At 69.5% G+C, this 22,510-nt stretch carries 23 protein-coding genes, 1 tRNA gene and 1 riboswitch; of the genes, 16 read left to right on the top strand and 8 right to left on the bottom strand.

Annotated features, from left to right (window positions below):
* The first annotated feature begins 383 nt into the window (after positions 1-383).
* Positions 384-1,136: an MBL fold metallo-hydrolase gene (locus ACFVW8_RS20360; protein ID WP_389691883.1), complete on the top strand. Its 753-nt coding sequence runs from the start codon at positions 384-386 to the stop codon at positions 1,134-1,136.
* Between the two features lie 86 nt (positions 1,137-1,222).
* Here ACFVW8_RS20360 and ACFVW8_RS20355 read toward each other — a convergent pair whose 3' ends face one another.
* Together ACFVW8_RS20355 and ACFVW8_RS20350 are read right to left on the bottom strand one after the other, a co-directional pair.
* On the bottom strand, positions 1,223-2,473 hold the full coding sequence (locus ACFVW8_RS20355) for a PTS transporter subunit EIIC (RefSeq protein WP_389691881.1): 1,251 nt from the start codon (positions 2,471-2,473) through the stop codon (positions 1,223-1,225).
* A 259-nt stretch (positions 2,474-2,732) separates the two neighbouring features.
* Positions 2,733-4,043, bottom strand: coding sequence for a PTS transporter subunit EIIC (locus tag ACFVW8_RS20350; RefSeq protein WP_389691879.1), 1,311 nt, complete (start codon positions 4,041-4,043; stop codon positions 2,733-2,735).
* 222 nt (positions 4,044-4,265) lie between these two features.
* Between ACFVW8_RS20350 and ACFVW8_RS20345 the strand changes: the two genes are divergently transcribed.
* The 4 genes from ACFVW8_RS20345 to rdgB all read left to right on the top strand — a co-directional run bounded on the left by ACFVW8_RS20345 (position 4,266) and on the right by rdgB (position 6,541).
* Positions 4,266-4,499, top strand: a complete 234-nt coding sequence (locus ACFVW8_RS20345; protein WP_018517946.1) for a glucose PTS transporter subunit EIIB — start codon at positions 4,266-4,268, stop codon at positions 4,497-4,499.
* A 142-nt stretch (positions 4,500-4,641) separates the two neighbouring features.
* Positions 4,642-5,379, top strand: a complete 738-nt coding sequence (rph, locus tag ACFVW8_RS20340) for a ribonuclease PH (protein WP_389691877.1) — start codon at positions 4,642-4,644, stop codon at positions 5,377-5,379.
* Positions 5,380-5,513: 134 nt separating this feature from the next.
* Entirely contained in the window at positions 5,514-5,906 is a 393-nt protein-coding gene (locus tag ACFVW8_RS20335) for a hypothetical protein (RefSeq protein WP_389691876.1), read from the top strand.
* Between the two features lie 32 nt (positions 5,907-5,938).
* A complete protein-coding gene (gene rdgB, locus ACFVW8_RS20330; protein WP_389691874.1) occupies positions 5,939-6,541 on the top strand; it encodes an RdgB/HAM1 family non-canonical purine NTP pyrophosphatase in 603 nt (200 codons plus the stop codon).
* 41 nt (positions 6,542-6,582) lie between these two features.
* Here the strand turns inward: rdgB and ACFVW8_RS20325 are convergent.
* The 3 genes from ACFVW8_RS20325 to bcp all read right to left on the bottom strand — a co-directional run bounded on the left by ACFVW8_RS20325 (position 6,583) and on the right by bcp (position 8,844).
* Positions 6,583-6,665, bottom strand: a tRNA-Leu gene (locus tag ACFVW8_RS20325).
* Positions 6,666-6,726: 61 nt separating this feature from the next.
* Positions 6,727-8,223, bottom strand: a complete 1,497-nt coding sequence (gene proP, locus ACFVW8_RS20320; protein ID WP_389691872.1) for a glycine betaine/L-proline transporter ProP — start codon at positions 8,221-8,223, stop codon at positions 6,727-6,729.
* Positions 8,224-8,376: 153 nt separating this feature from the next.
* Positions 8,377-8,844: a thioredoxin-dependent thiol peroxidase gene (gene bcp / locus ACFVW8_RS20315; protein WP_389691870.1), complete on the bottom strand. Its 468-nt coding sequence runs from the start codon at positions 8,842-8,844 to the stop codon at positions 8,377-8,379.
* A gap of 127 nt (positions 8,845-8,971) precedes the next feature.
* On the opposite strand from bcp, the gene ACFVW8_RS20310 reads away from it, so the two are divergent.
* The 3 genes from ACFVW8_RS20310 (at position 8,972) to ACFVW8_RS20300 (ending at position 10,238) form a co-directional block, all read left to right on the top strand.
* Positions 8,972-9,292 carry a DUF3618 domain-containing protein gene (locus ACFVW8_RS20310; RefSeq protein WP_389691868.1) on the top strand — a complete coding sequence of 107 codons (321 nt, stop codon included), beginning with the start codon at positions 8,972-8,974 and terminating at the stop codon, positions 9,290-9,292.
* Between the two features lie 71 nt (positions 9,293-9,363).
* Positions 9,364-9,702, top strand: a complete 339-nt coding sequence (locus ACFVW8_RS20305; RefSeq protein ID WP_384129923.1) for a GroES family chaperonin — start codon at positions 9,364-9,366, stop codon at positions 9,700-9,702.
* Positions 9,703-9,813: 111 nt separating this feature from the next.
* Positions 9,814-9,879, top strand: a riboswitch (guanidine-III (ykkC-III) riboswitch).
* A gap of 38 nt (positions 9,880-9,917) precedes the next feature.
* Positions 9,918-10,238: a multidrug efflux SMR transporter gene (locus tag ACFVW8_RS20300; RefSeq protein ID WP_024491021.1), complete on the top strand. Its 321-nt coding sequence runs from the start codon at positions 9,918-9,920 to the stop codon at positions 10,236-10,238.
* A gap of 27 nt (positions 10,239-10,265) precedes the next feature.
* On the opposite strand, the gene ACFVW8_RS20295 is transcribed toward ACFVW8_RS20300, so the two are convergent.
* Positions 10,266-12,659, bottom strand: a complete 2,394-nt coding sequence (locus ACFVW8_RS20295) for a transglycosylase domain-containing protein (RefSeq protein WP_389691866.1) — start codon at positions 12,657-12,659, stop codon at positions 10,266-10,268.
* A 168-nt stretch (positions 12,660-12,827) separates the two neighbouring features.
* On the opposite strand from ACFVW8_RS20295, the gene ACFVW8_RS20290 reads away from it, so the two are divergent.
* From ACFVW8_RS20290 to ACFVW8_RS20275, 4 genes are read left to right on the top strand one after another with little or no spacing between them, the layout of a single operon-like run.
* A complete protein-coding gene (locus ACFVW8_RS20290; RefSeq protein ID WP_389691864.1) occupies positions 12,828-13,628 on the top strand; it encodes an ABC transporter permease in 801 nt (266 codons plus the stop codon).
* Positions 13,621-14,484, top strand: coding sequence for an ABC transporter permease (locus ACFVW8_RS20285; protein ID WP_389691862.1), 864 nt, complete (start codon positions 13,621-13,623; stop codon positions 14,482-14,484). Before ACFVW8_RS20290 ends, ACFVW8_RS20285 begins: the two co-directional genes overlap by 8 nt.
* A gap of 29 nt (positions 14,485-14,513) precedes the next feature.
* Complete coding sequence (locus ACFVW8_RS20280; protein WP_389691860.1) at positions 14,514-15,554, top strand: ATP-binding cassette domain-containing protein; 1,041 nt, start codon at positions 14,514-14,516, stop codon at positions 15,552-15,554.
* Between the two features lie 40 nt (positions 15,555-15,594).
* Entirely contained in the window at positions 15,595-16,299 is a 705-nt protein-coding gene (locus tag ACFVW8_RS20275) for a DUF1707 domain-containing protein (RefSeq protein ID WP_389691858.1), read from the top strand.
* Between the two features lie 66 nt (positions 16,300-16,365).
* Here ACFVW8_RS20275 and ACFVW8_RS20270 read toward each other — a convergent pair whose 3' ends face one another.
* Positions 16,366-17,613 (bottom strand): SGNH/GDSL hydrolase family protein, encoded by a 1,248-nt coding sequence (locus tag ACFVW8_RS20270; RefSeq protein WP_389691856.1) that lies wholly within the window; start codon positions 17,611-17,613, stop codon positions 16,366-16,368.
* A gap of 144 nt (positions 17,614-17,757) precedes the next feature.
* Between ACFVW8_RS20270 and ACFVW8_RS20265 the strand changes: the two genes are divergently transcribed.
* Complete coding sequence (locus ACFVW8_RS20265) at positions 17,758-19,146, top strand: DUF445 domain-containing protein (protein ID WP_389691854.1); 1,389 nt, start codon at positions 17,758-17,760, stop codon at positions 19,144-19,146.
* Positions 19,147-19,254: 108 nt separating this feature from the next.
* Here the strand turns inward: ACFVW8_RS20265 and ACFVW8_RS20260 are convergent, their stop codons facing one another.
* Positions 19,255-19,557, bottom strand: a complete 303-nt coding sequence (locus ACFVW8_RS20260) for a hypothetical protein (RefSeq protein WP_389691852.1) — start codon at positions 19,555-19,557, stop codon at positions 19,255-19,257.
* A gap of 174 nt (positions 19,558-19,731) precedes the next feature.
* On the opposite strand from ACFVW8_RS20260, the gene ACFVW8_RS20255 reads away from it, so the two are divergent.
* The 3 genes from ACFVW8_RS20255 to ACFVW8_RS20245 are packed head-to-tail and all read left to right on the top strand — an operon-like array spanning position 19,732 to position 22,450.
* Positions 19,732-21,249: an MFS transporter gene (locus ACFVW8_RS20255; protein WP_389691850.1), complete on the top strand. Its 1,518-nt coding sequence runs from the start codon at positions 19,732-19,734 to the stop codon at positions 21,247-21,249.
* Complete coding sequence (locus ACFVW8_RS20250) at positions 21,246-21,824, top strand: TetR family transcriptional regulator (protein WP_389691848.1); 579 nt, start codon at positions 21,246-21,248, stop codon at positions 21,822-21,824. The genes ACFVW8_RS20255 and ACFVW8_RS20250 overlap by 4 nt, the downstream gene beginning before the upstream one ends.
* 44 nt (positions 21,825-21,868) lie before the next feature.
* Positions 21,869-22,450, top strand: coding sequence for a hypothetical protein (locus ACFVW8_RS20245; protein ID WP_389691846.1), 582 nt, complete (start codon positions 21,869-21,871; stop codon positions 22,448-22,450).
* Positions 22,451-22,510 lie beyond the last annotated feature (60 nt).

Here is a 22,510-nt window from a genome sequence, read left to right as displayed (position 1 = left end):
GGCCAGGACCCGTACCGGTCCGGGCCCCCGGCGTCCGCCGTTTCCGGGGGCGCTGCCCCCGGACCCCCGCTCCTCAATCGCCGGAGGGGCTTGATTTTGCCCCCCGCCAACCCAGCCCCTCCGGCGCTTGAGGAGCAGGGCCCGGGGCGGAGCCCCGGTTACGGGAAGGGGCCTGGCGGGGAACAGGGCCGCCGCAGCCGTACCCCCCAGCCGCGCCCCCCAGGGGCGCCCCGCTTCCATCGAACCGGTGACAGCACAGGTGAGTTCCCCCACAACGGCCCGCCTCGAAGGAGCGACCAGCTCTTTCGCGCCTTACGCTCAACAAACCGCTCAACGAACCGCACGAACCCTCCCCGTTCCCACGTCTCGGAGGTTCACGCTCCATGAAGCTCACCGTCGTCGGATGCTCCGGCTCGTTCCCGTCCACGGGATCGGCATGCTCGAGCTACCTCGTAGAGGCCGACGGCTTCAGGCTGCTCCTCGACATGGGCAACGGCGCCCTCGGCGAGCTGCAGCGCCACGTCGGTCTCTACGACCTCGACGCCATCTTCCTCAGCCATCTCCATGCCGATCACTGCATCGACATGTGCGCGTACTTCGTCGTCCGCTACTACCCGCACGAGGGCGGACGCCCGGCCCCCATCCCGGTCTACGGCCCCGACGGCACGGAACAGCGGCTCACCACCGCCCACGCCGACACCCCGTCCGACCACGCGATGGGCGAGGTCTTCGACTTCCACACGCTGAAGTCCGGCTCGTTCGAGATCGGCCCCTTCTCGGTGCGTACGGAGAAGCTCCGCCACCCCGTCGAGACGTTCGGCATCCGCATCGAACACGGTGGCCGCTCGCTCACGTACTCCGGCGACACCGGCACCTGCGAGGCCCTGGACGAGCTGGCCGATGGCGCCGACCTCTTCCTCTGCGAGGCGTCGTTCGTGCACGGCAAGGAGGACATCCCGGACCTCCACCTCAACGGCCGCGAGGCCGGCCAGCTGGCCGCCCGCGCCGGGGTGGGGCGCCTGGTGCTCACCCACATCCCGCCGTGGACCGACGCCGGACGCAATCTGTCCGACGCCCGCGAGGTCTTCGACGGCCCGACGGAGCTGGCGGCCCCGGGCGCGGTCTACGAGATCTGACGGCGCCGGCCCCCTGACGTACGACGAAGCCCTCACCTTCCGCCGGGAAGATGAGGGCTTCGGTCATGAAGGCCGGACCGCGGAGGCTACGCCTTCGTCAGGTCCTCGACCTCTTCCTCGGGCTCACGACCCGGGGTGGTGAGGTTGAACTTGGTGATCGCGAACCGGAAGAGCACGTAGTAGATCACTCCGAAGACGAGACCGATCGGGATGATCAGCCACGGCTTGGTCGCCAGGTTCCAGTTCAGCGCGTAGTCGATGAAGCCGGCCGAGAACGTGAACCCGGCGTGCACACCGAGCGCCCAGGTAATGGCCATCGACAGCGCGGTCAGCACCGCGTGGATCGCGTAGAGCAGCGGCGCGATGAACATGAACGAGAACTCGATCGGCTCGGTCACACCGGTGACGAACGAGGTCAGCGCCAGAGAGACCATCATGCCCATCACGGCCTTGCGACGCTCGGGGCGAGCGGCGTGGGCGATGGCGATGGCAGCGGCCGGGAGGCCGAACATCATGATCGGGAAGAAGCCCGACATGAACTGACCCGAGGTCGGGTCACCGGCGAAGAAGCGGTTCAGGTCACCGTGCACGACGGCGCCCGTGGCGTCGGTGAAGTCACCCAGCTGGAACCACGAGACCGTGTTGACGAACTGGTGCATGCCGACGGGCAGCAGCGCGCGGTTGATCAGGCCGAAGAGCCCGGCACCGAAGGAACCGAGACCGGTCATCCACTCGCCGAAGTTGGATATGCCCTCACCGATGGGCTCCCAGACCAGGCCGAAGAAGACACCGAAGATCACACCGACGAAGGCCATGATGATCGGGACGAGCCGGCGGCCGTTGAAGAAGCCCAGCCAGTCGACCAGCTTGGTGCGGTGGAACTTCTGCCACAGGATCGCGGTGACGAGACCCATCAGGATGCCGCCCAGGACACCGGGGTTGTTGTACACCGCGGCGGTGTCCTCGCCCTTCTGGATCACCGCTTCGGAGACCGGGAAGGCCTTGAGGACGTTGCTGTAGACCAGGAAGCCGACGAGACCGGCCAGAGCGGTGGAACCGTCCGACTTCTTCGCGAACCCGATGGCCACACCGATGCAGAAGAGCATCGGAAGGTTGTCGAAGACCGCGCTGCCCGCCGTGGCGAACACGGACGCGACCTTGTGCCAGCCGAGGCCGTCGTCACCGAAGACGTCGGGCTGGCCGAGACGGAGCAGAATGCCCGCGGCCGGCAGCACGGCGATCGGCAGCTGGAGGCTGCGCCCCACCTTCTGCAGGCCCTGGAACAGGCCGGAGCCCCGCTTCTTCGCGGGGGCCGCCGTAGCGGTGGCCGTACTCATCAACTTCCTCCAGTAGGCAAGGCGCCGCCAGGGACAGGGATCTTGGTGGGCGACGACTCAAGGAACGTGGCAGAGTGCCACGTGGTCTGGACCACTCAGTGGTGTAGACCAGTTTTAGCACGGTGAGGGTTAGATAAGGAACCTGCGATTCCCGACTACTTCGCAGTAGCCATCGCCCACGCACGGTGACATGGCGAAGGCCCCCGGACCGAGTGGTCCGAGGGCCTTGGTAGCAGGGGGCATAGCCCCCGCTCAGCGGCTACTTCGTGAGGTTGTTCTCGATCTCCTCCTCCACCTCTTCGGGCTCCCGGCCCGGGGTCTGGAGGTTGAACTTGGTGATCGCGAACCGGAAGATCACGTAATACACCACGGCGAAGGCCAACCCGATCGGGATGATCAGCCAAGGTTTGGTGGCCAGACTCCAGTTGATGACGTAGTCGATCAGACCCGCCGAGAAGCTGAAACCGTCCTTCACCCCGAGCGCCCACGTCAGCGCCATCGACACACCCGTCAGCACCGCGTGGATCGCGTACAGCAGAGGCGCGACGAAGAGGAACGAGTACTCGATCGGCTCCGTGATTCCCGTCACGAACGACGTCAGGCCGACCGAGACCATCATGCCGCCGACCGCCTTGCGACGGTGCGGCTTCGCACAGTGGTAGATCGCCAGCGCGGCCGCCGGCAGGGCGAACATCATGATCGGGAAGAAGCCCGTGGTGAACTGACCGGCCGTGGGGTCGCCCGCCAGGAACCGGTTGATGTCACCGTGCACGACCGTCCCGTCCGGCTTGGTGAAGTCACCGAACTGGAACCAGACGAACGTGTTCAGGAACTGGTGCATACCGATCACCAGCAAGGCGCGGTTCGCCACACCGAAGATCCCCGACCCCAGCCAGTTCAGATCCACCAGCCACTTCGAGAAGCTCGTCAGACCGTCACCGATCGGCTGCCACAGCCACGCACACAGCGCCGCGAAGAGCAGCGCGACGAACGCCATGATGATCGGGACGAGCCGCCGGCCGTTGAAGAAGCCCAGCCAGTCCACCAGCTTCACCCGGTGGAACCGCTGCCAGAACCAGGCCGACATCAGACCCATCACGATGCCGCCGAACACCCCCGGGTTCTGGTACGCCGCCGCCGTCACCTGCGCGTCGTCCGTGACACACGTACCGAACCAGGTGCCGCCCGACACGAACGTCGAACCGGCGTCGCAGTCCACCGGGAAGGCATGCAGCACCGCGTAGTAGACAAGGAAACCCGTCACGGCCGCCAGCGCCGTCGAACCGTCCGCCTTCTTCGCCATGCCGATCGCGACACCGACACAGAACAACAGCGGAAGACCGAGCCCCGAATCGAGCAGCGCACCACCGGCGGCCGCGAACACCTTGGCGATATTGGTCCAGCCCAGACCGTCGTCACCGAAGACATCCGGCTGACCGAGCCGGTTGAGGATGCCCGCCGCCGGCAGCACGGCGATCGGGAGCTGAAGGCTGCGCCCCATCTTCTGGAGGCCCTGGAAGAGGCCGTTCCACCACTGCTTCTGTGGGATCGCTGCGCTGCTCGAGCTCATCGGCGTCCTCCCGGAACAAGACACAATTGGGGGTCGTTGCACACTGGTGTAGACCAGTTGAGGTACGGTGCGGAGCCCGCCCGGAAGACAGGGCACCGGTGATCGTCATCATTGGTGATGGCTCGGTTGCTCGCCCGCGAAGTTGGGCCAACCGTGCGTTACCGTGACGAAACGGACCCATGGTGGGCCGTCACATGTACGTGAAAACCCAGGGAGAAGGCCATGGCCAGCAAGGCTGAGAAGATCGTCGCCGGGCTCGGCGGAATCGAGAACATCGAAGAGGTCGAAGGCTGCATCACCCGCCTCCGCACCGAGGTCATCGACCCGAGCAAGGTCGACGAAGCCGCGCTCAAGGCCGCCGGCGCCCACGGCGTCGTCAAGATGGGCACCGCGATCCAGGTCGTCATCGGCACCGACGCAGACCCCATCGCCGCCGACATCGAAGACATGATGTGACCCACCGCTGAACCGCACGGGCCCACCCACCCGGCACCCCGCAGGCCCCGCCCCCACCGGACGGGGCCTGCGGCGCACCCACCCCCGGACAGCCCGCCCGCACCGGAACGACAGGGCCCCCGCACCCGATAAAGTCGACGCCATGTCTCGTATCGACGGCCGCACCCCCGACCAGCTCCGCCCCGTCACCATCGAACGCGGATGGAGCAAGCACGCCGAAGGATCCGTACTCATCTCCTTCGGCGACACCAAAGTCTTCTGCACCGCCTCCGTCACCGAAGGCGTCCCGCGCTGGCGCAAGGGCAGCGGCGAAGGCTGGGTCACCGCCGAGTACTCCATGCTCCCCCGCTCCACCAACACCCGCGGCGACCGCGAATCCGTACGCGGCAAGATCGGCGGCCGCACCCACGAGATCAGCCGCCTCATCGGCCGCTCGCTGCGCGCCGTCATCGACTACAAGGCCCTCGGCGAGAACACCATCGTCCTGGACTGCGACGTCCTCCAGGCCGACGGCGGCACCCGCACCGCCGCCATCACCGGCGCCTACGTCGCCCTCGCCGACGCCATCACCTGGGCCCAGGGCAAGAAGATCATCAAGCACGGCCGCAAGCCGCTCACCGACACCGTCTCCGCCATCAGCGTCGGCATCGTCGACGGCACCCCCCTCCTCGACCTCCGCTACGAGGAGGACGTCCGCGCCGAGACCGACATGAACGTCGTCTGCACCGGCGACGGCCGCTTCGTCGAGGTCCAGGGCACCGCCGAGGCCGAGCCCTTCGACCGCAAGGAACTCAACGCCCTCCTCGACCTGGCCACCGTCGGCTGCGTCGACCTCACCGCGTTCCAGAACGACGCCCTCACCCGCACCCTCGGCGAATAGAGCCGACCGGAGCCGCACGCGGGACCGGGTAAAGAAGCAACCAAGTACCCACTCCACAGCGTCGATACGAGTACGGGCGCACGGGTCGAACCGTGCGCCCGTCCGCGTATCCGCACCCGGGGAGGGACCACGCCATGGCCGCGCGACACCGACGCCACCGCACCGCACTGGCCATCAGCGCCGCACTGCTCACCGTCACCGCCGCAGCCGGCTGCGGAGCACTCGACAGGGCCATCGACTGCGTGCAGACCGCCGACGCCATCGCCACCAGCGTCAACAACCTCCAGCAGGCCGTCACAGACGCCTCGAACGACCCCAGCCAGGCCTCCGAAGCACTCGACGCCATCGAGAAGGAACTCGGCGACCTCGGCGACAAGACCGACAACGCCGACCTCGGCAAGGCCGTCGACGACCTCCGCACCGGCGTCGGCAACGTCCGCGCCTCCATCGACAAGGGCGACGACACCCCCGACATCACCCCGGTCACCGACGCGGCCAAGGAGATCGGCAAGGTCTGCACCCCGTAAACCGCGCTCCCGGTGGCGGCGATAATCGAGCCATGACCCGCCTCATCCTCGCCACCCGCAACGCCGGGAAGATCACCGAACTCCACGCGATCCTCGCCGACGCAGGCCTCACCCACGAACTCGTCGGCGCGGACGCCTACCCCGAGATCCCCGACGTCAAGGAAACCGGCGTCACCTTCGCCGAGAACGCCCTCCTCAAGGCCCACGCCCTCGCCCGGGCCACCGGCCACCCGGCCATCGCCGACGACTCGGGCCTCTGCGTCGACGTACTCGGCGGCGCCCCCGGCATCTTCTCCGCCCGCTGGGCAGGCACCCACGGCAACGACCGGGCCAACCTCGACCTGCTCCTGGCCCAGCTCTCCGACATCGACACCCCGCACCGTGCCGCCCACTTCGCCTGCGCCGCGGCCCTGGCCCTCCCCGACGGCACGGAACGCGTGGTCGAGGGCCGCCTGCTGGGCGCCCTGCGCCATACGCCGTCGGGCACGGGGGGCTTCGGCTACGACCCGATCCTCCAGCCGGAGGGCGAGACCCGCACCTGCGCGGAACTGACCCCGGCGGAGAAGAACGCGATCAGCCACCGCGGCAAGGCGTTCCGGGCGTTGGTGCCGGTGGTGCGGGAGTTGGTGGGGTGAGCAACGTGACGGGCCGCCCCGAGGGGCGGCCCGTCACGCGGTGCGGCCGGTGGGATTCGAACCCACACGAGCGAAGCTCACCCGGACCTAAACCGGCGCGCGTCTGCCATTCCGCCACGGCCGCCTGTCGGCCCATCGTACCGGGCAGGCCGTGCAGTCAGGGGGTCAGGGACGGGGTCCGGGGCTCAGAACTTCGGGTCCGGCGACTGGGCGTGCACCAGTTCCTCCGCCTCCTCGGTCGTCTCCACCGAGGGCGGCGAGCCGTCCAGCGGCTTGTTGGCCGTTTCCTTCATGCAGGCCACGGCGATGACGCCGACCACGGCCGCGCCCATCGCGTAGTACGCCGGCATCAGGTTGGTGCCCGAGACGCTGATCAGGGCGGTGATGACGAACGGGGTCGTACCGCCGAAGATCGACGCCGACAGGTTGTAGCCCACCGACAGGGAGCCGTAGCGGACCTGGGTCGGGAACAGGGCCGGGAGCGCGGCGGACATCGTGCCGAGCATGCAGACCAGGGAGAGGCCCAGCATCAGCATGCCGAGCGAGACGGCCGGAATGCTTCCCTGCCGGATGAGCAGGAACGCGGGGAGGGAGAAGATCAGGAAGCCGAGCATGCCCGCCATGAGGAGCGGCTTGCGGCCGAAGTGGTCGGAGAGCTTGCCGACCTGGCTGATGATCAGCATCAGGAAGACCATGACGGCGAGCAGGATGAGCAGACCGTGGGTCTCGCTGTAGCCGAGCTCGTCGGAGAGGTACGTCGGCATGTACGACAGCAGCATGTAGTCGGTGATGTTGTACGCGCCGACCAGGCAGATGCAGAGGATCAGCGTCGGCCAGTAGTCGCGGAAGATCTTGCCGAGGTCGCCCTTGGCGCTCGTCTCGACGCCGTCCGCCGCCTCGGTGGCGTGTGCGGTGCCGCCCTCCAGCTTCTGGAAGGCCGGGGTCTCGTCGAGGCGCAGTCGCAGGTAGAGGCCTACGAGGCCGAGCGGGCCCGCGACGAGGAAGGGGATGCGCCAGCCCCAGGACTCCATCTGCGGGGTGTCCAGGAGCGCGTAGAGCAGGGTGACCAGGCCCGAGGCTCCGACGTAGCCGGCGAGTGTGCCGAATTCGAGGAAGCTGCCGAAGTAGCCGCGTCGCTTGTCGGGGGCGTACTCGGCGATGAAGGTGGAGGCGCCGCCGTACTCGCCGCCGGTGGAGAAGCCCTGGAGCATCCGGAAGAAGATGAGCAGGACGGGGGACCAGATCCCGATGGAGCCGTGGGACGGGATGATGCCGATCGCGAAGGTCCCGATCGCCATCATGATCATGGTGAGGGCGAGGATCTTCTTGCGGCCGACCTTGTCGCCCATGGGGCCGAAGAACATGCCACCGAGGGGCCGTACGAGGAAGGCGACGGCGAAGGTGGCGAAGGAGGAGAGGAGCTGGGTGGTGTCGCTCCCCGACGGGAAGAAGACGTGGCCCAGGGTGGCGGCCATGTAGGAGTAGATGCCGAAGTCGAACCACTCCATGGCGTTACCGAGCGAGGCCGCCTTCACGGCACGCTTGACGGCCTGGTCGTCGGTGACGGTGATGTCGGTCCGGCGCAGCCTCGGGTTCTTCCGTTTCCGGATGGCCCGGAAGAGGGCGGGATGGCGTTTGACCGCTTCGGGGTCGGCCGCCTGATGGGGGTCGGAGGCCGCCATGGCCGGGTCCTTTCCTCGGTGGGTGTTCCAGGGAAGGCTTCTGCGCGGTCATGGCGGTCGCAAACCGAATCGGCGAAGGATTGGGATGTCCATCACATTTTTTCGGCCATTCGGCCTAGTGGTCGGCCGCTGTTCCCGGTCCGGCCGGTCGGGTCAGATGCCGAGGTCCTTGATGATCTTGGCGACGTGTCCGGTGGCCTTGACGTTGTAGAAGGCTTGCTCGACCTTGCCCTGTTCGTCGACGACGATCGTGGAGCGGATCACTCCTGTCACCGTTTTGCCGTAGAGCTTCTTCTCGCCGAAGGCGCCGTAGGCCTCCAGGGTCTCCTTGGCGGGGTCGCCGACGAGGGTGACCTTGAGGTTCTCCTTCTCGCGGAACTTGGCGAGCTTCTCGGGCTTGTCGGGGGAGACGCCGATGACGTCGTATCCGGCGCCGGCCAGGAGGTCGAGGTTGTCGGTGAAGTCGCAGGCCTGCTTGGTGCAGCCGGGGGTAAGAGCCGCCGGGTAGAAGTAGACGATGACTTTGCGGCCCTTGTGGTCGGCGAGCGCGATGTCGTTGCCGTCGGCGTCGGGGAGGGTGAAGGCGGGGGCGGTGTCGCCGGGCTGGAGTCGCTCGCTCATGGTTCTCCTCGTTGGTACGTGGGATGTACGGGACCGAGGGTAATAGGGGTGCCGCCGGGTGCGGGGGCGTCCGAGCTGACAGACTGTCGATGAAGGTTTACCGGACGAGGACCACGGAGGCGGCGCAGTGTCGGATGCCAGGAGCCCTGCGCAGATCGAGGCGGACATCATCACCAGGCGTGAGCAGCTTGCCGTGGTGCTCGATGAGATCGGGGTGCGGGTGCACCCGAAGACGATCGTTGGTGATGCGAAGGCGAAGGCCGCCGAGGCCGTGGACCGGACGGCCGGGCGTGCGTTCGTCGCGGTGAACCGGACGGTGTCGGATGTGCGGGCCCAGTTCGTGACGGAGGACGGTGCTCCGCGGCTGGAGCGGGTGATTCCGGCGGCGGTGCTCGTGGTGGGTGTGGTCGGTCTGGTCGTCGCGTCCAAGCGGCGCGGGAGGCGTTGACCGCCCCGGGAGGCGCCGGCCGCCCCGGGGCCGCCTTGGGCCGTGCGGGGTGGCCGGGTAGGTTGCGGGGCGTGAGCGAGAACGCGGACGACAAGCTGCCCATCCGGATGTTGCATGACCGTGTGCTGGTCCGGTCCGATTCTTCCGAGGGTGAGCGGCGTTCCGGCGGCGGCATCCTGATTCCGGCGACGGCTGCGGTCGGCCGTCGGCTGGGGTGGGCCGTGGTGGTCGCGGTGGGCCAGAACGTGCGGACGGTGGAGCCGGGGGACCGGGTGCTGTACGACCCCGAGGACCGTGCCGAGGTCGAGGTGCGGGGCGTGGCGTATGTGCTGATGCGGGAGCGGGATCTGCATGCGGTGGCCGCGGACCGTTTCGAGGGCTCGGTGGATTCGACCGGGCTGTATCTGTAGCCCGTAACCCGGCGTGTCCGTGACCCCGTAGCCCCGCGATCCCGTGCGCCTGTAAGCCCGTACGTCCCTGCAAAAGGCCTGGTGACCGTTGTCACCAGGCCTTTTGCCTGTTTTTTGCTACGGTGGTGGGACCCCGACGAGACGCGCCGTACCGGGCTTCCGCAAAGACGACGCATCCGTGTTGTTCCGCGTGTTCTGTCGTCGGAGGTGCTGTCGTGGCGTGGGTTCTGTTGGTGATCGCCGGTCTGCTGGAAGTGGCCTGGTCGATCGGGATGAAGTACACCGAGGGGTTCACCCGGCTGTGGCCGAGTGTGTTCACGGGTCTCGGGATCGTGGCGAGCATGGTGTTGCTGTCCCATGCGGCGCGGACGCTGCCGATCGGCACGGCGTACGGCGTGTGGGTGGGTATCGGTGCGGCGGGTGCCGCGGTGCTGGGCATGGTGGTGCTGCACGAGCCGGTGACGGCGGCCCGGATCTTCTTCGTGTGTCTGCTGCTGGTGGCTGTGGTGGGGCTGAAGGCCACGTCGGGTCACTGACCGCGTCGCCACCGCCCCTTTCCGCCGCTACAGGCGGCCCGGGGCCCGGGTGCCGCGGGCGCCTTCGAGGAGGCCGCCTGTGGTGTCCGGGCCGCCGTCCGTGTTTCCGCCGCTGTCGCCGTCCCCGGTGCCGGTTCCGCCGTCCGTGCTGCCGCCGGTGTCGGTGCCGCCGGTGGGGGGCCCGGTGGTGGCGGGTGAGGGGTCCGGGGCGGTCGGGGTGGTGTGCGGGGAGCTGGACGGGGTGCTCGGGCCGGTGCTGGAGGGTGTTCCGGTCGGCTGCCCGGTGTTGCCGGGGCCGGTGCTCTCCTCGTCGGGCAGCTCGGTCTCGTCGGTGCCGCTCTCCAGGTCGAGGTCGAAGTCCTTGACGGGGGCGCCGCGCAGGGCGGCGCCGGTGTACTGGGCCCAGGTCTCGGCGGGGGCGCCGCCGCCGTTGATGCGGGGCAGTCCGAGTGCGCCGTAGAGCGGCTGTTGGGCGCCGGTGGTGGGGTCCTGGCCCATGACGGCGATGACGGTGGCGAGGTTCGGGGTGTAGCCGGCGAACCAGGCGGCCTTGTCCTCCTCGGCGGTGCCCGTCTTGCCGGCTGCGGGGCGGCCCGCGCCCTGGGCGGCGGTGCCGGTGCCGCCGTCGACGACGCTCTGCAGGATCGAGGTGGTGGTGTCGGCCGCTTCGCGGCTGACGGCCTGTTTCGTGTCGCGGCCGGGGAGCTCGACGGTCTCGCCGTCCTTGGTGACCTTGTCGACGAGGGTGTGTGTGCCGTGCTTGCCGTGGTTGGCGAGGGTGGCGTAGGCCTCGGTCATGTCGAGGACGCTGGCGGTGGCGGGGCCCAGCGCGATGGACGGGGACGCGGTGAGGTCGGGGGTGTCCTTGGGGATGCCGAGGTCGACGGCGGTCTGGCGGACCTTGCCGGGGCCGACGTCCTCGGCCATCTGGGCGTAGACGGCGTTGACGGATTTGTCGGTGGCGGTGCTGACGGTGATGGGGCCGTAGTCGACGTCGTCCTCGTTGGACGGGTCGTATCCGGTGGGTCCGTCGGGGCCCTGGACCATGCGCTTGTTGGTGCCGTCGTAGATGGTGTCGGGGGTGATGCGGCGGCCGTCCTGGGTGGTGGAGTCGTTGGCGACGGCGGAGGTGAAGACGAAGGGCTTGAAGGTGGAGCCGACCTGGTAGTCGGTGCGGGTCGCGTTGTTGACGTACTGCTTGGTGTAGTCGATGCCGCCGTACATGGCGACGACGCGGCCGGTGGCGGGGTCGATGGAGGCGCCGCCGACGCGGACGTCGCGGTCGGCCTTGTTCTGTTTGCTCGTCTTGGACATGACGTTGTCGTCGACGGCTTCGACGAGGGCGTTCTGCTTCTTCTTCTCCAGCGTGGTGGTGATCCGGTAGCCGCGGGTCGCGAGGGTCTTCTCGTCGAGGATGTCGTTGCGGACGAGGTAGTCCTCGACGGCCTGGACGATGTAGCCGCGTTGGCCGGAGAGGCTGTTGGCGGGCTTGACCGGGCCGGGCGCCGGGAAGGCCATGGCGGTGCGCCGGGCGGCGGTGAGCCATTTCTCCTTGACCATGCCGTCGAGTACGTAGTTCCAGCGGGCGAGGGCCGCGCTCTTGTTCTCGGGGTGGGTGATGACGTCGTAGGCGCTGGGCGCGTTGAGCAGGGAGGCGAGGTAGGCGCCTTCGGCGGTGGTGATGTCGCCGATGTCCTTGCTGTAGTAGGCCTGGGCGGCGGCCTGGATGCCGTAGGCGTTGCGGCCGAAGTAGCTGGTGTTGAGGTAGCCCTCGAAGATCTGGTTCTTGGATTCCTCGCGGCCCAGCTTGATCGAGATGAAGAACTCCTTGATCTTGCGGCCGACGGTCTGTTCCTGGCCCAGGTAGTAGTTCTTGACGTACTGCTGGGTGATGGTCGAGCCGCCCTGTTTGCCCTTGCCGGTCAGGGTGTTCCAGCCGGCCCGGAACATCGCCTTGATGTCGATGGCGCGTTCGGAGTAGAAGTCGCGGTCCTCGGCGGCGAGGACGGCGTGCTGGACGGTGCGCGGTACCTGGGCGAGTTTGATGTTCTCCCGGTTGACCTCGCCGTCGCGGGCGATGACGCTGCCGTCCTTGTAGAGGTAGACGTTGGACTGGGCGGTGGCGCTGGCGTTGGCGGAGGGGATGTCGACGAGTTCGTACCCGGCGATGAAGCCGCCGATCAGGACCAGTGCGATGAGGAGGATGCCGCCGAGCACCATCCGCCAGGTGGGGACGGCGCGGCGCCAGCCCGTGCGTTTGGGGCGTTTGGGCTTCTTCTGCTTCGTCCCGTTCTTCCCGGTGGTGGGGTCCGTGTCCGGGGCGCCCTGGTCTCCGGGGGCGGCAGCGCCGGCAGGCAGGTCTCTGGGGCTCCAGCCCCGGGGGGCGGGGTCCTCGCTCTGCTGCTGTGGCTCGTCGCTCATGTCGGTGCAGACTCCTCGGCCGCGGTCAGTTCCCCCATAGTGCACTTTTCTGCGGAATAACCCCCGGATCGACCTCCGAAAAGCGGTCGCGGCGGTTGCCCCGGCTGGTCTAGGCTCGTGCGCTTTGGTGTCCGCACGCGGATGCCCGAGTCCGGGGGGTGGTGTGCTGTGCGGGTCTATGCGGTGGTGGCGGCGGGCGGGTTCCGGCGCTATGCCACGTACCGGATCGCGACGGCTGCGGGGGTGTTCACCAACACCGTCTTCGGTTTCATCATGGCGTACACGTATGTGGCGCTGTGGGACGAGCGTCCGCAGCTCGGTGGTTACGACATGTCGCAGGCGCTGACGTACGTGTGGCTGGGCCAGGCGCTGCTGATGACGTGCGCCATGATGGGCGGCGGTTTCGAGGACGAGCTGGTCGAGCGGATCCGCAACGGCGATATCGCGGTCGATCTCTACCGGCCGATCGATCTTCAACTGTGGTGGCTTGCCGGTGACTTGGGGCGGGCCGCGTTTCATCTGCTGGGGCGCGGCATCGTGCCGATGGTGCTGGGTTCGCTGGCATTCGATCTGGCGATGCCGGGGTCGGCCGGGGTCTGGGCGGCGTTTCTCGTCGCGGTGGCGCTCGGGGTCGTGGTCAGTTTCGCGATCCGTTATCTGGTCGCGTTGTCGGCGTTCTGGCTGATGGACGGGGCGGGTGCGACGCAGATGTCGTTCCTGGCGGGGATGTTCTTCTCCGGTCTGATGCTGCCGCTGAATCTGTTCCCGGGGCTGCTGGGCGAGGTGGCGCGGGCGTTGCCGTGGTCGGCGCTGCTGCAGGTGCCGGCGGATGTGTTCCTCGGCAAGCACACGGGCTGGGGTCTGGTGCGGGTGTACGGGTTCCAGGCGGGCTGGGCGCTGGCGTTGCTGTTCGCCGGGCGGCTCCTGCAGTCGGTGGCGACGCGGAGGGTGGTGGTCCAGGGTGGCTGAGGCGGTGGAGACGGTGGCGGAGCCCGTCGTGGTGTTCGAGTCCCGGTCGCGGCTGGTCGAGGGGGTCCGGGCGTACGGGCTGATCGCGGCGATGTGGCTGCGCTCGACGATGGCCTACCGGGCGTCGTTCGTGATGACGGCCTTCGGCAACTTCGCGGTGACGGCGTTCGACTTCGTGGCGATCCTGCTGATGTTCTCGCACGTGGATGTGCTGGGCGGCTACACGCTGCCGGAGATCGCCCTGCTGTACGGGGCCTCGGGTACGGCGTTCGGTCTTGCCGATCTGACGATGGGTTCGATGGACCGGCTGGGCCGGCGGGTGCGGGACGGGACGCTGGACACGCTGCTGGTGCGGCCGGTTCCGGTGCTCGCGCAGGTCGCGGCGGACCGGTTCGCGCTGCGCAGGCTGGGGCGGATCACGCAGGGGCTGCTGGTGCTCGGCTACGCGCTGGTGACCCTGGACATCGAGTGGACGGTGCTGAAGGTGCTGCTGATGCCGTTGATGCTGCTGAGCGGGGCGGCGATCTTCGCGGCGGTGTTCGCGGCCGGGGCCGGCTTCCAGTTCTTCGCGCAGGACGCCGCCGAGGTGCAGAGCTCGTTCACGTACGGCGGGAGCACGATGCTCCAGTACCCGCCGACGGTCTTCGCGAAGGACCTGGTGCGCGGGGTGACGTTCGTGGTGCCGCTGGCTTTCGTGAACTGGCTGCCGGCCCTGTATGTGCTGGACCGGGAGTATCCGCTGGGCCTGCCGCACTGGGTGGCGTTCCTGCCGCCGCTGGTGGCGGCCGCGTGCTGGGTGGCCGCAGGTCTGGCCTGGCGTGCGGGGCTGCGGGCCTACCGGAGTACGGGAAGTTGACGGACATCGAGCGGGACGGAACATCGGACATGGGCGCGGCAACCGGCGTGGACGGCGACTTCGGCACAACGGACGGCGGGGGCGGAGGGGACGGCGGGGACGACGGCTTCATCGAACTGAACGGCCTGGAGAAGGTCTTCGACGTCCGCCGCCGCACGGGCTTCATGCGCGCGGAGCGCCGCGAGGTGCGGGCCGTCGACGGCATCAGCTTCCGGGTGGCGCGCGGTGAGATGGTCGGCTACATCGGCCCGAACGGGGCGGGGAAGTCGACGACGATCAAGATGCTGACGGGCATCCTCACCCCGAGTGGCGGTTCGCTGCGGGTGGCGGGTATCGACCCCTCCCGGGAGCGTACGAGGCTGGCGCACCGGATCGGTGTGGTCTTCGGGCAGCGCACGACGCTCTGGTGGGACCTGCCGCTGCGTGACTCCTACCGGCTGGTCCACCGGATGTACCGGGTTCCCGACGCGCGCTTCCGGGCCAATATGGACCGTTGTATCGAACTCCTCGACCTGGGCGACCTGTTGGACGTCCCGGTGCGTCAGCTGTCACTGGGGCAACGGATGCGGGGTGACATCGCGGCGGCGCTGCTGCACGATCCCGAGGTGCTGTACCTCGACGAGCCGACGATCGGCCTCGATGTGGTGTCCAAGGCCAAGGTCCGTGGATTCCTGCGGGACTTGAACGCGGAACGCGGCACGACGGTGCTGCTCACCACCCACGATCTGACGGACATCGAGCAGCTGTGCAACCGGGTGATGGTGATCGACCACGGCCGGCTGATGTATGACGGGGCGTTGTCGGGTCTGCACGAGGTGGGGGAGAGCGAGCGGACGCTGGTGGTGGATCTGGAACGCGAACTCCCGCCGATCCGGCTGGAGTCGGAGCCGTCCGTGCGTACGGTGAAGGTGGAGGGGCCCCGGCAGTGGCTGGCGTTCCCGGCGTCCGCTTCGGCGGCGCCCCTGGTGGCACGGATCGCCGCGGAGTACCCCCTGGTGGATCTTTCGGTGCGGGAGCCGGACATCGAGGCCGTGATCGCGAAGATGTACGCGTCGGCTACCGGATCGTAGATCGGTGACGGAGGCGTACGCGTTCAATAGGCTGCGCGGTATGACGAGCGAACTTCCGGACATGCGTGCCTCCGACGCCGAGCGCGAACGTATTGCCGAGATCCTGCGCGAGGCGGTGGCCGAAGGGCGGCTGGAGATGGCGGAGTTCGACCAGCGCCTCGATGCCACCTACAAGGCGCGCACGCACGGGGAGCTGGTCCCGATCGTCCGCGATCTGCCGGGTGCGGGGGCCGCGGTGGCGCCGGTGGACGCGGGGCAGCCGGGGGCCGGTTCGATGGCCCGCTGGGCGGACCGGGTGGGCAAGCCGGCGACGTCGGGCGGCGCCTTCGCGTTCTGGGGCGGGTTCCGCCGCCGGGGGACCTGGACGGTCGCCCGGAAGTTCACCGCGTTCGCGATGTGGGGCGGCGGTGAGATCGATCTGCGCGAGGCGAACTTCGAGGACCGCGAGGTGGTCATCCGCTGCTTCGCGATCATGGGGGGCATGCAGGTGACGGTCCCGCCTGACCTGAATGTGGAGGTCCGGGGCATCGGCGTCATGGGCGGCTTCGGGGAGCACGGCAAGGACGACGGCGTCCCGGCACCGGATGCGCCCCGGGTGCGGATCACCGGCTTCGCGCTGATGGGCGGCGTCGGTGTGGAGCGCAAGCGGAGCAAGGCGGACAGGCAGCGGCTGCGGGACGCGGAGCGCGCCCGGGGCCGGCTGAAGAAGGGTGACGGGGGCGCCGGCGCGAACAGGAGCAAGTAGCGGGAAGGGTTCTCGCACCGCGGACGAAGCGCCTGTCACTCCGTTCCGCGCCGGCCCTGCCGCTCGTCAGAGCGCGTCGGACGAGGGGCGGACACGTACGAGATCGGTCAGGTCCACCAGGGAGCCCAGCCGCCGGTAGCCCGCGTCGTTCAGGTGGAGGTGGTCACCCGAGTCGTAGGCGGGGTGCAGCCGCTCCGGGTGGGCCGGGTCGCGCATGTCGCGGTCGAAGTCGAGGACCTGGTCGAAGACTCCGCCGGCCCGGATCGTTTTGTTGACCTGGGTGCGTACGGCGTTCTGGGCGGGGCTCCAGCTGCGGTAGCCGTCGTAGGGCATCAGGGTGGCGCCGATGACCCGCAGTCCGTGCGCATGGGCCAGCTCCGTCATGGTGCGCAGCGCGTCGGTGATCCGCTGCGGGTCCTTCTCCTGGGGGAAGCCCTGCACATCGTTGATACCGAGGGCGATGATGACGGTCTTCGCGCCGGTCACACCCAGCACGTCGCGGTCGAAGCGGCCCAGGGCGCGCTGCCCGATGCCGTCGCGCAGGAGGCGGTTGCCGCCGATGCCCTGGTTCACCACCGCGTACCGGCCGTTCAGCCGGTCCGAGAGGATGTCGGGCCAACGGGTGTTCGCGTCGGTGGTGGAGCCCGTGCCGGCGGTGAGCGAGTCGCCGAGCGCGACGACGGTGCCGGTCGCGTTCGGGCTGTGCACGTCGACGGCGGTGAGGTAGCGCCAGGAGGTGCTGCGCCAGGTGCCGCCCGCGGTCTCCACGTAGGAGCTCTGGTGGCTGTTGGGGTGCACGGTGACCGGGCCGCGGGCGGTGGGGGTGCGCAGGGTGACGACGAGGTCGGCGTCGGCGGCGACCGGCACGACGACGGGGTCGCTGACGATCTCCCGGCCGGCCGGGACGGTGGTGGTCGGGGCGCCACGGAACGTCACGGGGCGGGTGTTCACGGTGACGTTGTCGATCAGCAGTGGCTGGGTCCCGAAGAGGTTGGACAGGGTGATGCGGGCCGCGTTGCCGCCGATGCTGGTGTGCACGACGTTACGGATGGTGCGGTGAGCGGGGTCCTGGTCGTGGTTCGGGTCGGCTGCCCCGAGGACGGGCGCGGCCGCCCAGGTGGCGAGCCAGAGCCCGGAGGAGTGGGCCGGTGCCGCGGACCCCCGGGCGTTGTTCTGCGGCCCGGCGGCGGCGGCGGACGCCTTCGCCCGGGGGCCGGAGAACAGCAGCGAGCCGGCGAACGCCACGACGGCGGCGAGCGCGGCGGTACCCGCGACAAGGGCTATGAGCAGGGCGTACCCCTGGCGCCTGGGCATGGGCGGTGTCTCTCCTCTGTTGGTGGACCGGTTCCATGATGCGGCAGGGCGCGGGGAACTCAACGTGCGGCCCGGGAGTAGGTCAGGTAAGGACAATGCGTACGGGGCGTCGGGGGGCGATGCGTACGCGGACGGGTGGAGCGGATGAAACGTACCGAAGGAACCGGACCCGGCGAGCCGGCGGCCGGTACGGACGCGAGCCCGGACGGGGACGCGGGCACGCGGGAGGGCGAGGGAGCGGCTGCCGGCCGCCCCTCCGCCTCTCTGGCGTCGTTCGCGTACACCGCGGCCGATGAGGAGAAGCGGCGCGGCGTACGCCGTATGAAGACCACGGCCACGGGCCTCCTTCTGCTGGTCGCGCTCGTCTACGTGCTCGCCACCTGGGCGAAGAACGAGGGGGTGGGCGGCTGGCCGGGCTTCGTTGCCGCGGCCGCCGAGGCGGGCATGGTGGGTGCGCTGGCCGACTGGTTTGCCGTCACGGCACTCTTCAAGCGTCCGCTCGGTCTGCCGATTCCGCACACCGCCATCATTCCCACGAAGAAGGACCAGCTCGGGGCCTCTCTCGGTTCCTTCGTGGGCGAGAACTTTCTGTCGGGCGGTGTCGTACGGGACCGGATCCACTCCCTCGGCATCGGCGGCCGGCTCGGTGCCTGGCTCGCCGAGCCGGAGCACGCGGACCGGGTCACGGCCGAGCTGGCGACCGCGCTGCGCGGTGCGCTGACGGTGCTGCGCGACTCGGATGTGCAGGCCGTGGTCGGTGAGGCGATCACCCGGCGGGCGAACGCGGCGGAGATCGGCCCGGGCCTCGGCAAGATGCTGGAGAAGGTCGTCGCGGACGGCGGCCACCGCAAGGTGGTGGACCTGGTGTGTGTCCGGGCGCACGACTGGCTGGTGCTGCACGGCGACTCGGTGATGGACGCGGTGCAGGGCGGCGCACCGGGCTGGACCCCGCGGTTCGTCGACAAGCGGGTGGGGGAGCGGGTCTACAAGGAGCTGCTGCGTTTCCTCACGGAGATGCGCGACATGCCGGGGCACCCGGCGCGCGGCTCGATCGACACGTTCCTGACGGACTTCGCGGCCGACCTCCAGACGGACTCGGAGACCCGTGCCCGGGTGGAGCGCCTCAAGTCGGAGGTCCTGGGCCGGGGCGAGGTCCAGGACGTCATCGCGTCCGCGTGGTCCTCGGTCCGCGCGATGGTGATCGCGGCAGCCGAGGACGAGCAGAGCGAACTGCGCCTGCGCGCCCGGGCCTCCCTGATGTCCCTGGGCGCCCGCCTGGCGACGGACGGCCGCCTCCAGTCGAAACTGGAGGGCTGGCTGGAGGACGCGGCGGTGTACGTCGTGACGACGTACCGGGCGGAGATCACGTCATTGATCAGCGACACGGTGGCCGGCTGGGACGCGGACCAGACATCCAGGAAGATCGAGGCCCACATCGGCCGTGACCTGCAGTTCATCCGCATCAACGGCACGGTGGTGGGCGCACTGGCGGGCCTGGTGATCTATTCGGTGTCCCGAGCCCTGGGAGGCTGACCCGAAGAATCATGCCCGTCCGGCGATTGAGGACAAGCGGCTCCCCGGACGCCCCGGGGCCGGCCGGTACCCGCGCGCCCCGCACCCGCGCCCCCCGGAGCGCACCGCTCAGGCCGCGCGCCGCGTGACCGCCCAGGACGCCGCGGCCACCGTGCCCGCCACGGTGAAGACCGCCGGCCACGCACCGATCCGCTTGGCCAGCGGGTGCGACCCGGCGAAGGCGGCGACATACGCGGTGGTCAGCCCGACGGCGGCACGCGGACCGGCCTGACGGTTCCACTCGTACGCCGCCGCCGTGCCCGCGGCGGCGAGGGCGACGCCGCCCAGCGGCCGCTTCCTGGTCCACCGTGCGACGGCGTAGCCGCCGACCAGTCCGCCCGCCGCCACCGCCGCTGCCGGAATCCTCGCCATCGCAGCCACCTCCGCCTGTTCTCGTCCGTGGTCCGGTACCGCGTCCCGGTCCGGCTCCCGGATGCGAGGCTAACGCGGTCTGCGGACGCCCCGTCGCCGAGGGGGTGTACGTGCGTTTACCCTGGGGGTGAACGCACGTACACCCCCATGACGCCGAGCACCGTACGGAGAACCATGCCAGCGGACATACCGGTCCCAGCCGATCCCGCATCCGCGACCCCAGCCGTCCAGGCCCCGCACCCCCGCTTCGCGGTCGGCGTGCTGGCGTTCTGCGGTGTCGTGGTCGCGGTCATGCAGACGATCGTCGTCCCGCTGCTGCCGCACATCCCCGAGCTGACCGGCGCCACCCCCGCCGCCGCGAGTTGGCTGGTCACGGTCACGCTCCTCACCGGCGCGGTCTTCACCCCGGTCCTCGGCCGGGTCGGCGACATGTACGGCAAGCGGCGGGTGATGGTCGCCTCGCTGGCGGTGCTGGTGGTGGGTTCGGTGCTGTGCGCGGTCAGCTCCCACATCGGGGTGCTGATCACCGGCCGTGCCCTGCAGGGCGCGGCGATCGCCGTCGTACCGCTGGGCATCAGCATCCTGCGCGACGAACTGCCGCCCGAGCGGGTCCTGTCGGCCGTCGCGCTGATGAGCTCCACCCTCGGGATCGGGGCGGCCGTCGGTCTGCCGATCGCCGCGGTCGTCGTGGAGAACTTCGACTGGCACACCATGTTCTGGGTCTCCGGTGTGATCGGGCTCATCGACATCGCGCTGGTGTTGCGCTGTGTGCCGGAGTCCCCGGTGCGCAGCCGTGGCCGCTTCGACGTGGTCGGTGCGCTCGGCCTGTCCGCCGCGCTCGTCTGCCTGCTGCTCGCGGTCACCCAGGGCGCCGACTGGGGCTGGGGATCGGTGCGGACGGTCGGCCTGCTCGGGACCGCCGTCGTGGTGGCGCTGCTCTGGGGCGCGTACGAGCTCCGCGTCACGACGCCCATGGTCGACCTGCGGGTCTCCGCCCGCCCCGCCGTGCTGCTCACCAACGTCGCGGCGCTGCTGATCGGCTTCGCGTTCTACGCGAACTCGCTGGTCACCGCCCAGATGGTGCAGGAGCCGAAGGCGACGGGGTACGGGCTCGGTGCGTCCCTCGTCGTCAGCGGTCTCTGCCTGCTGCCGGGTGGTGTGGCGATGGTGGCGCTCTCGCCCGTGTCGGCGCGGATATCCGCCAAGCACGGCCCGAAGGTCAGCCTGGCGCTGGCCGCCGGGATCATCGCCGTCGGCTACGGCGTGCGCTACTTCACCAGCCACAGCCTCTGGCTGATCATCGCCGGTGCCACGGTCGTCGCCTCGGGCACGGCCATCGCGTACTCGGCCCTGCCCGCCCTCGTGATGCGCGGAGTCCCGGTCAGTGAGACCGGGGCGGCCAACGGTCTGAACACCCTCATGCGGTCGATCGGACAGGCCTTCTGCAGCGCCACGGTGGCCGCCGTCCTGGCCAACATCACTTTCCAGGCAGGGGGTCGTACGGCTCCGACCCTCCACGCGTACCAGTTGGTCTTCGTGATCGCGGCAGGCGCGGCGCTCGCGGCGCTGACCGTGACGCTGTTCCTGCCGGGCCCGAAGCGTGCCGGGGCGGGTACGGTCGGGGAAGGCCGCAAGGCCCCGGGCATCCGCGAGGGCGGTGCGCGGACGGCACGGATCCAGGAGGGCGCATGACCGGCGGCCAGGCCATCGCACCGGCCACCGGGTCCGCGGAGGCGGGCACCGGCCGGGAGGCGATCCTGCGCGCGGCGCGGCGGGCGTTCACCCAGCGCCCGTACGCCGAGGTGACGATCCGCCGGATCGCGGCGGACGCGGGCGTGAGCCCGGCTCTCGTGGTCAAGCACTTCGGCCGCAAGGAGGAACTCTTCAACACGGTGGCCGACTTCGGCCCGGCCGCGGCGGAGCTCCTCGACGCCCCACTCGGCCTGCTGGGCCGCCATCTGGTCGTCACGCTGGTGACCCACCGCCGCGAGCTGAAGTCCGACCCGCTCCTGCGCGTGGTGTTCTCCCTGGGCAACCAGGACGAACGCTCGCTGCTGCGTGACCGCTTCCAGGAACAGGTCACCGACGCCCTGACCGACCGGCTCACCGGCCGGGACCGCGCGTTGCGCGCCGAGCTGCTGGCCGGACACCTCCTCGGCCTCGGCGCGACCCTCAGCCTTCACCGCGAGGGGGCAGGCGCCCTGGCCACCCCGGAGCACATCGCCGACCTCTACGCTCCCGCACTCCAGAAGCTGATCACCGGCTGAGCGGTCAGGGTATGGTCTGGGCCATCCGATGAGGGGGGCCTCTTGTGACTGTTCGTATCCGCGCCCGTATCCACACCCGAAGACATGCTGCCGCACTCGCGGTGGCCGCCGCTCTGGTGACATCTCTGGTGGGCTGCTCCAGGGCGACCGAATCGCACGGGCCCGGCGACGAGGTCCCGCAGGTGGCACCGTCGGTGTACGAGTCGGCGGACCGGGCCGGTACGACCGAGGTCGCCGCGGAGACGGCGGGCGCGGACGGCGGCGGGCAGGAGGCTGCGGCTGACGGCGACGACGCGCAGAGAGCGTCGCCCGGACCCGAGGAGGTGCGGGACGCCTTCGCCGGCCTCCAGGCCACCCTCGACGACACCTGCACTCCCGGCGCCGGTGACTGTGCCTACTTCCTGGGCCGGGTGAACGAGGAACTGACCGGGCTGGACGCCTCGATGAAGGCGGACCAGCAGGGTCCCGGCCACTTCAAGGAGCCTCTGGCGTGGACGGCCGCGCTGCGCACCCGGTTGGCCGGTGACACCTCAACGGCCAACCTGGAGAAGCACTTCAAGGATCTGATCGGCACGCGTGACCGCATCAACACCTGGATGCAGGGTCATCCGGAGGACTACCGCTGATCCCGGGGGGCCCGATGCTCCCGGGGCCTGCGATCTCGGAACCCTGAACACGCCCCTGAC

Source organism: Streptomyces sp. NPDC058221 (genome assembly GCF_042882365.1).
Lineage (GTDB): Bacteria > Actinomycetota > Actinomycetes > Streptomycetales > Streptomycetaceae > Streptomyces.
This window is presented reverse-complemented; position numbering and strand designations above follow the sequence as displayed.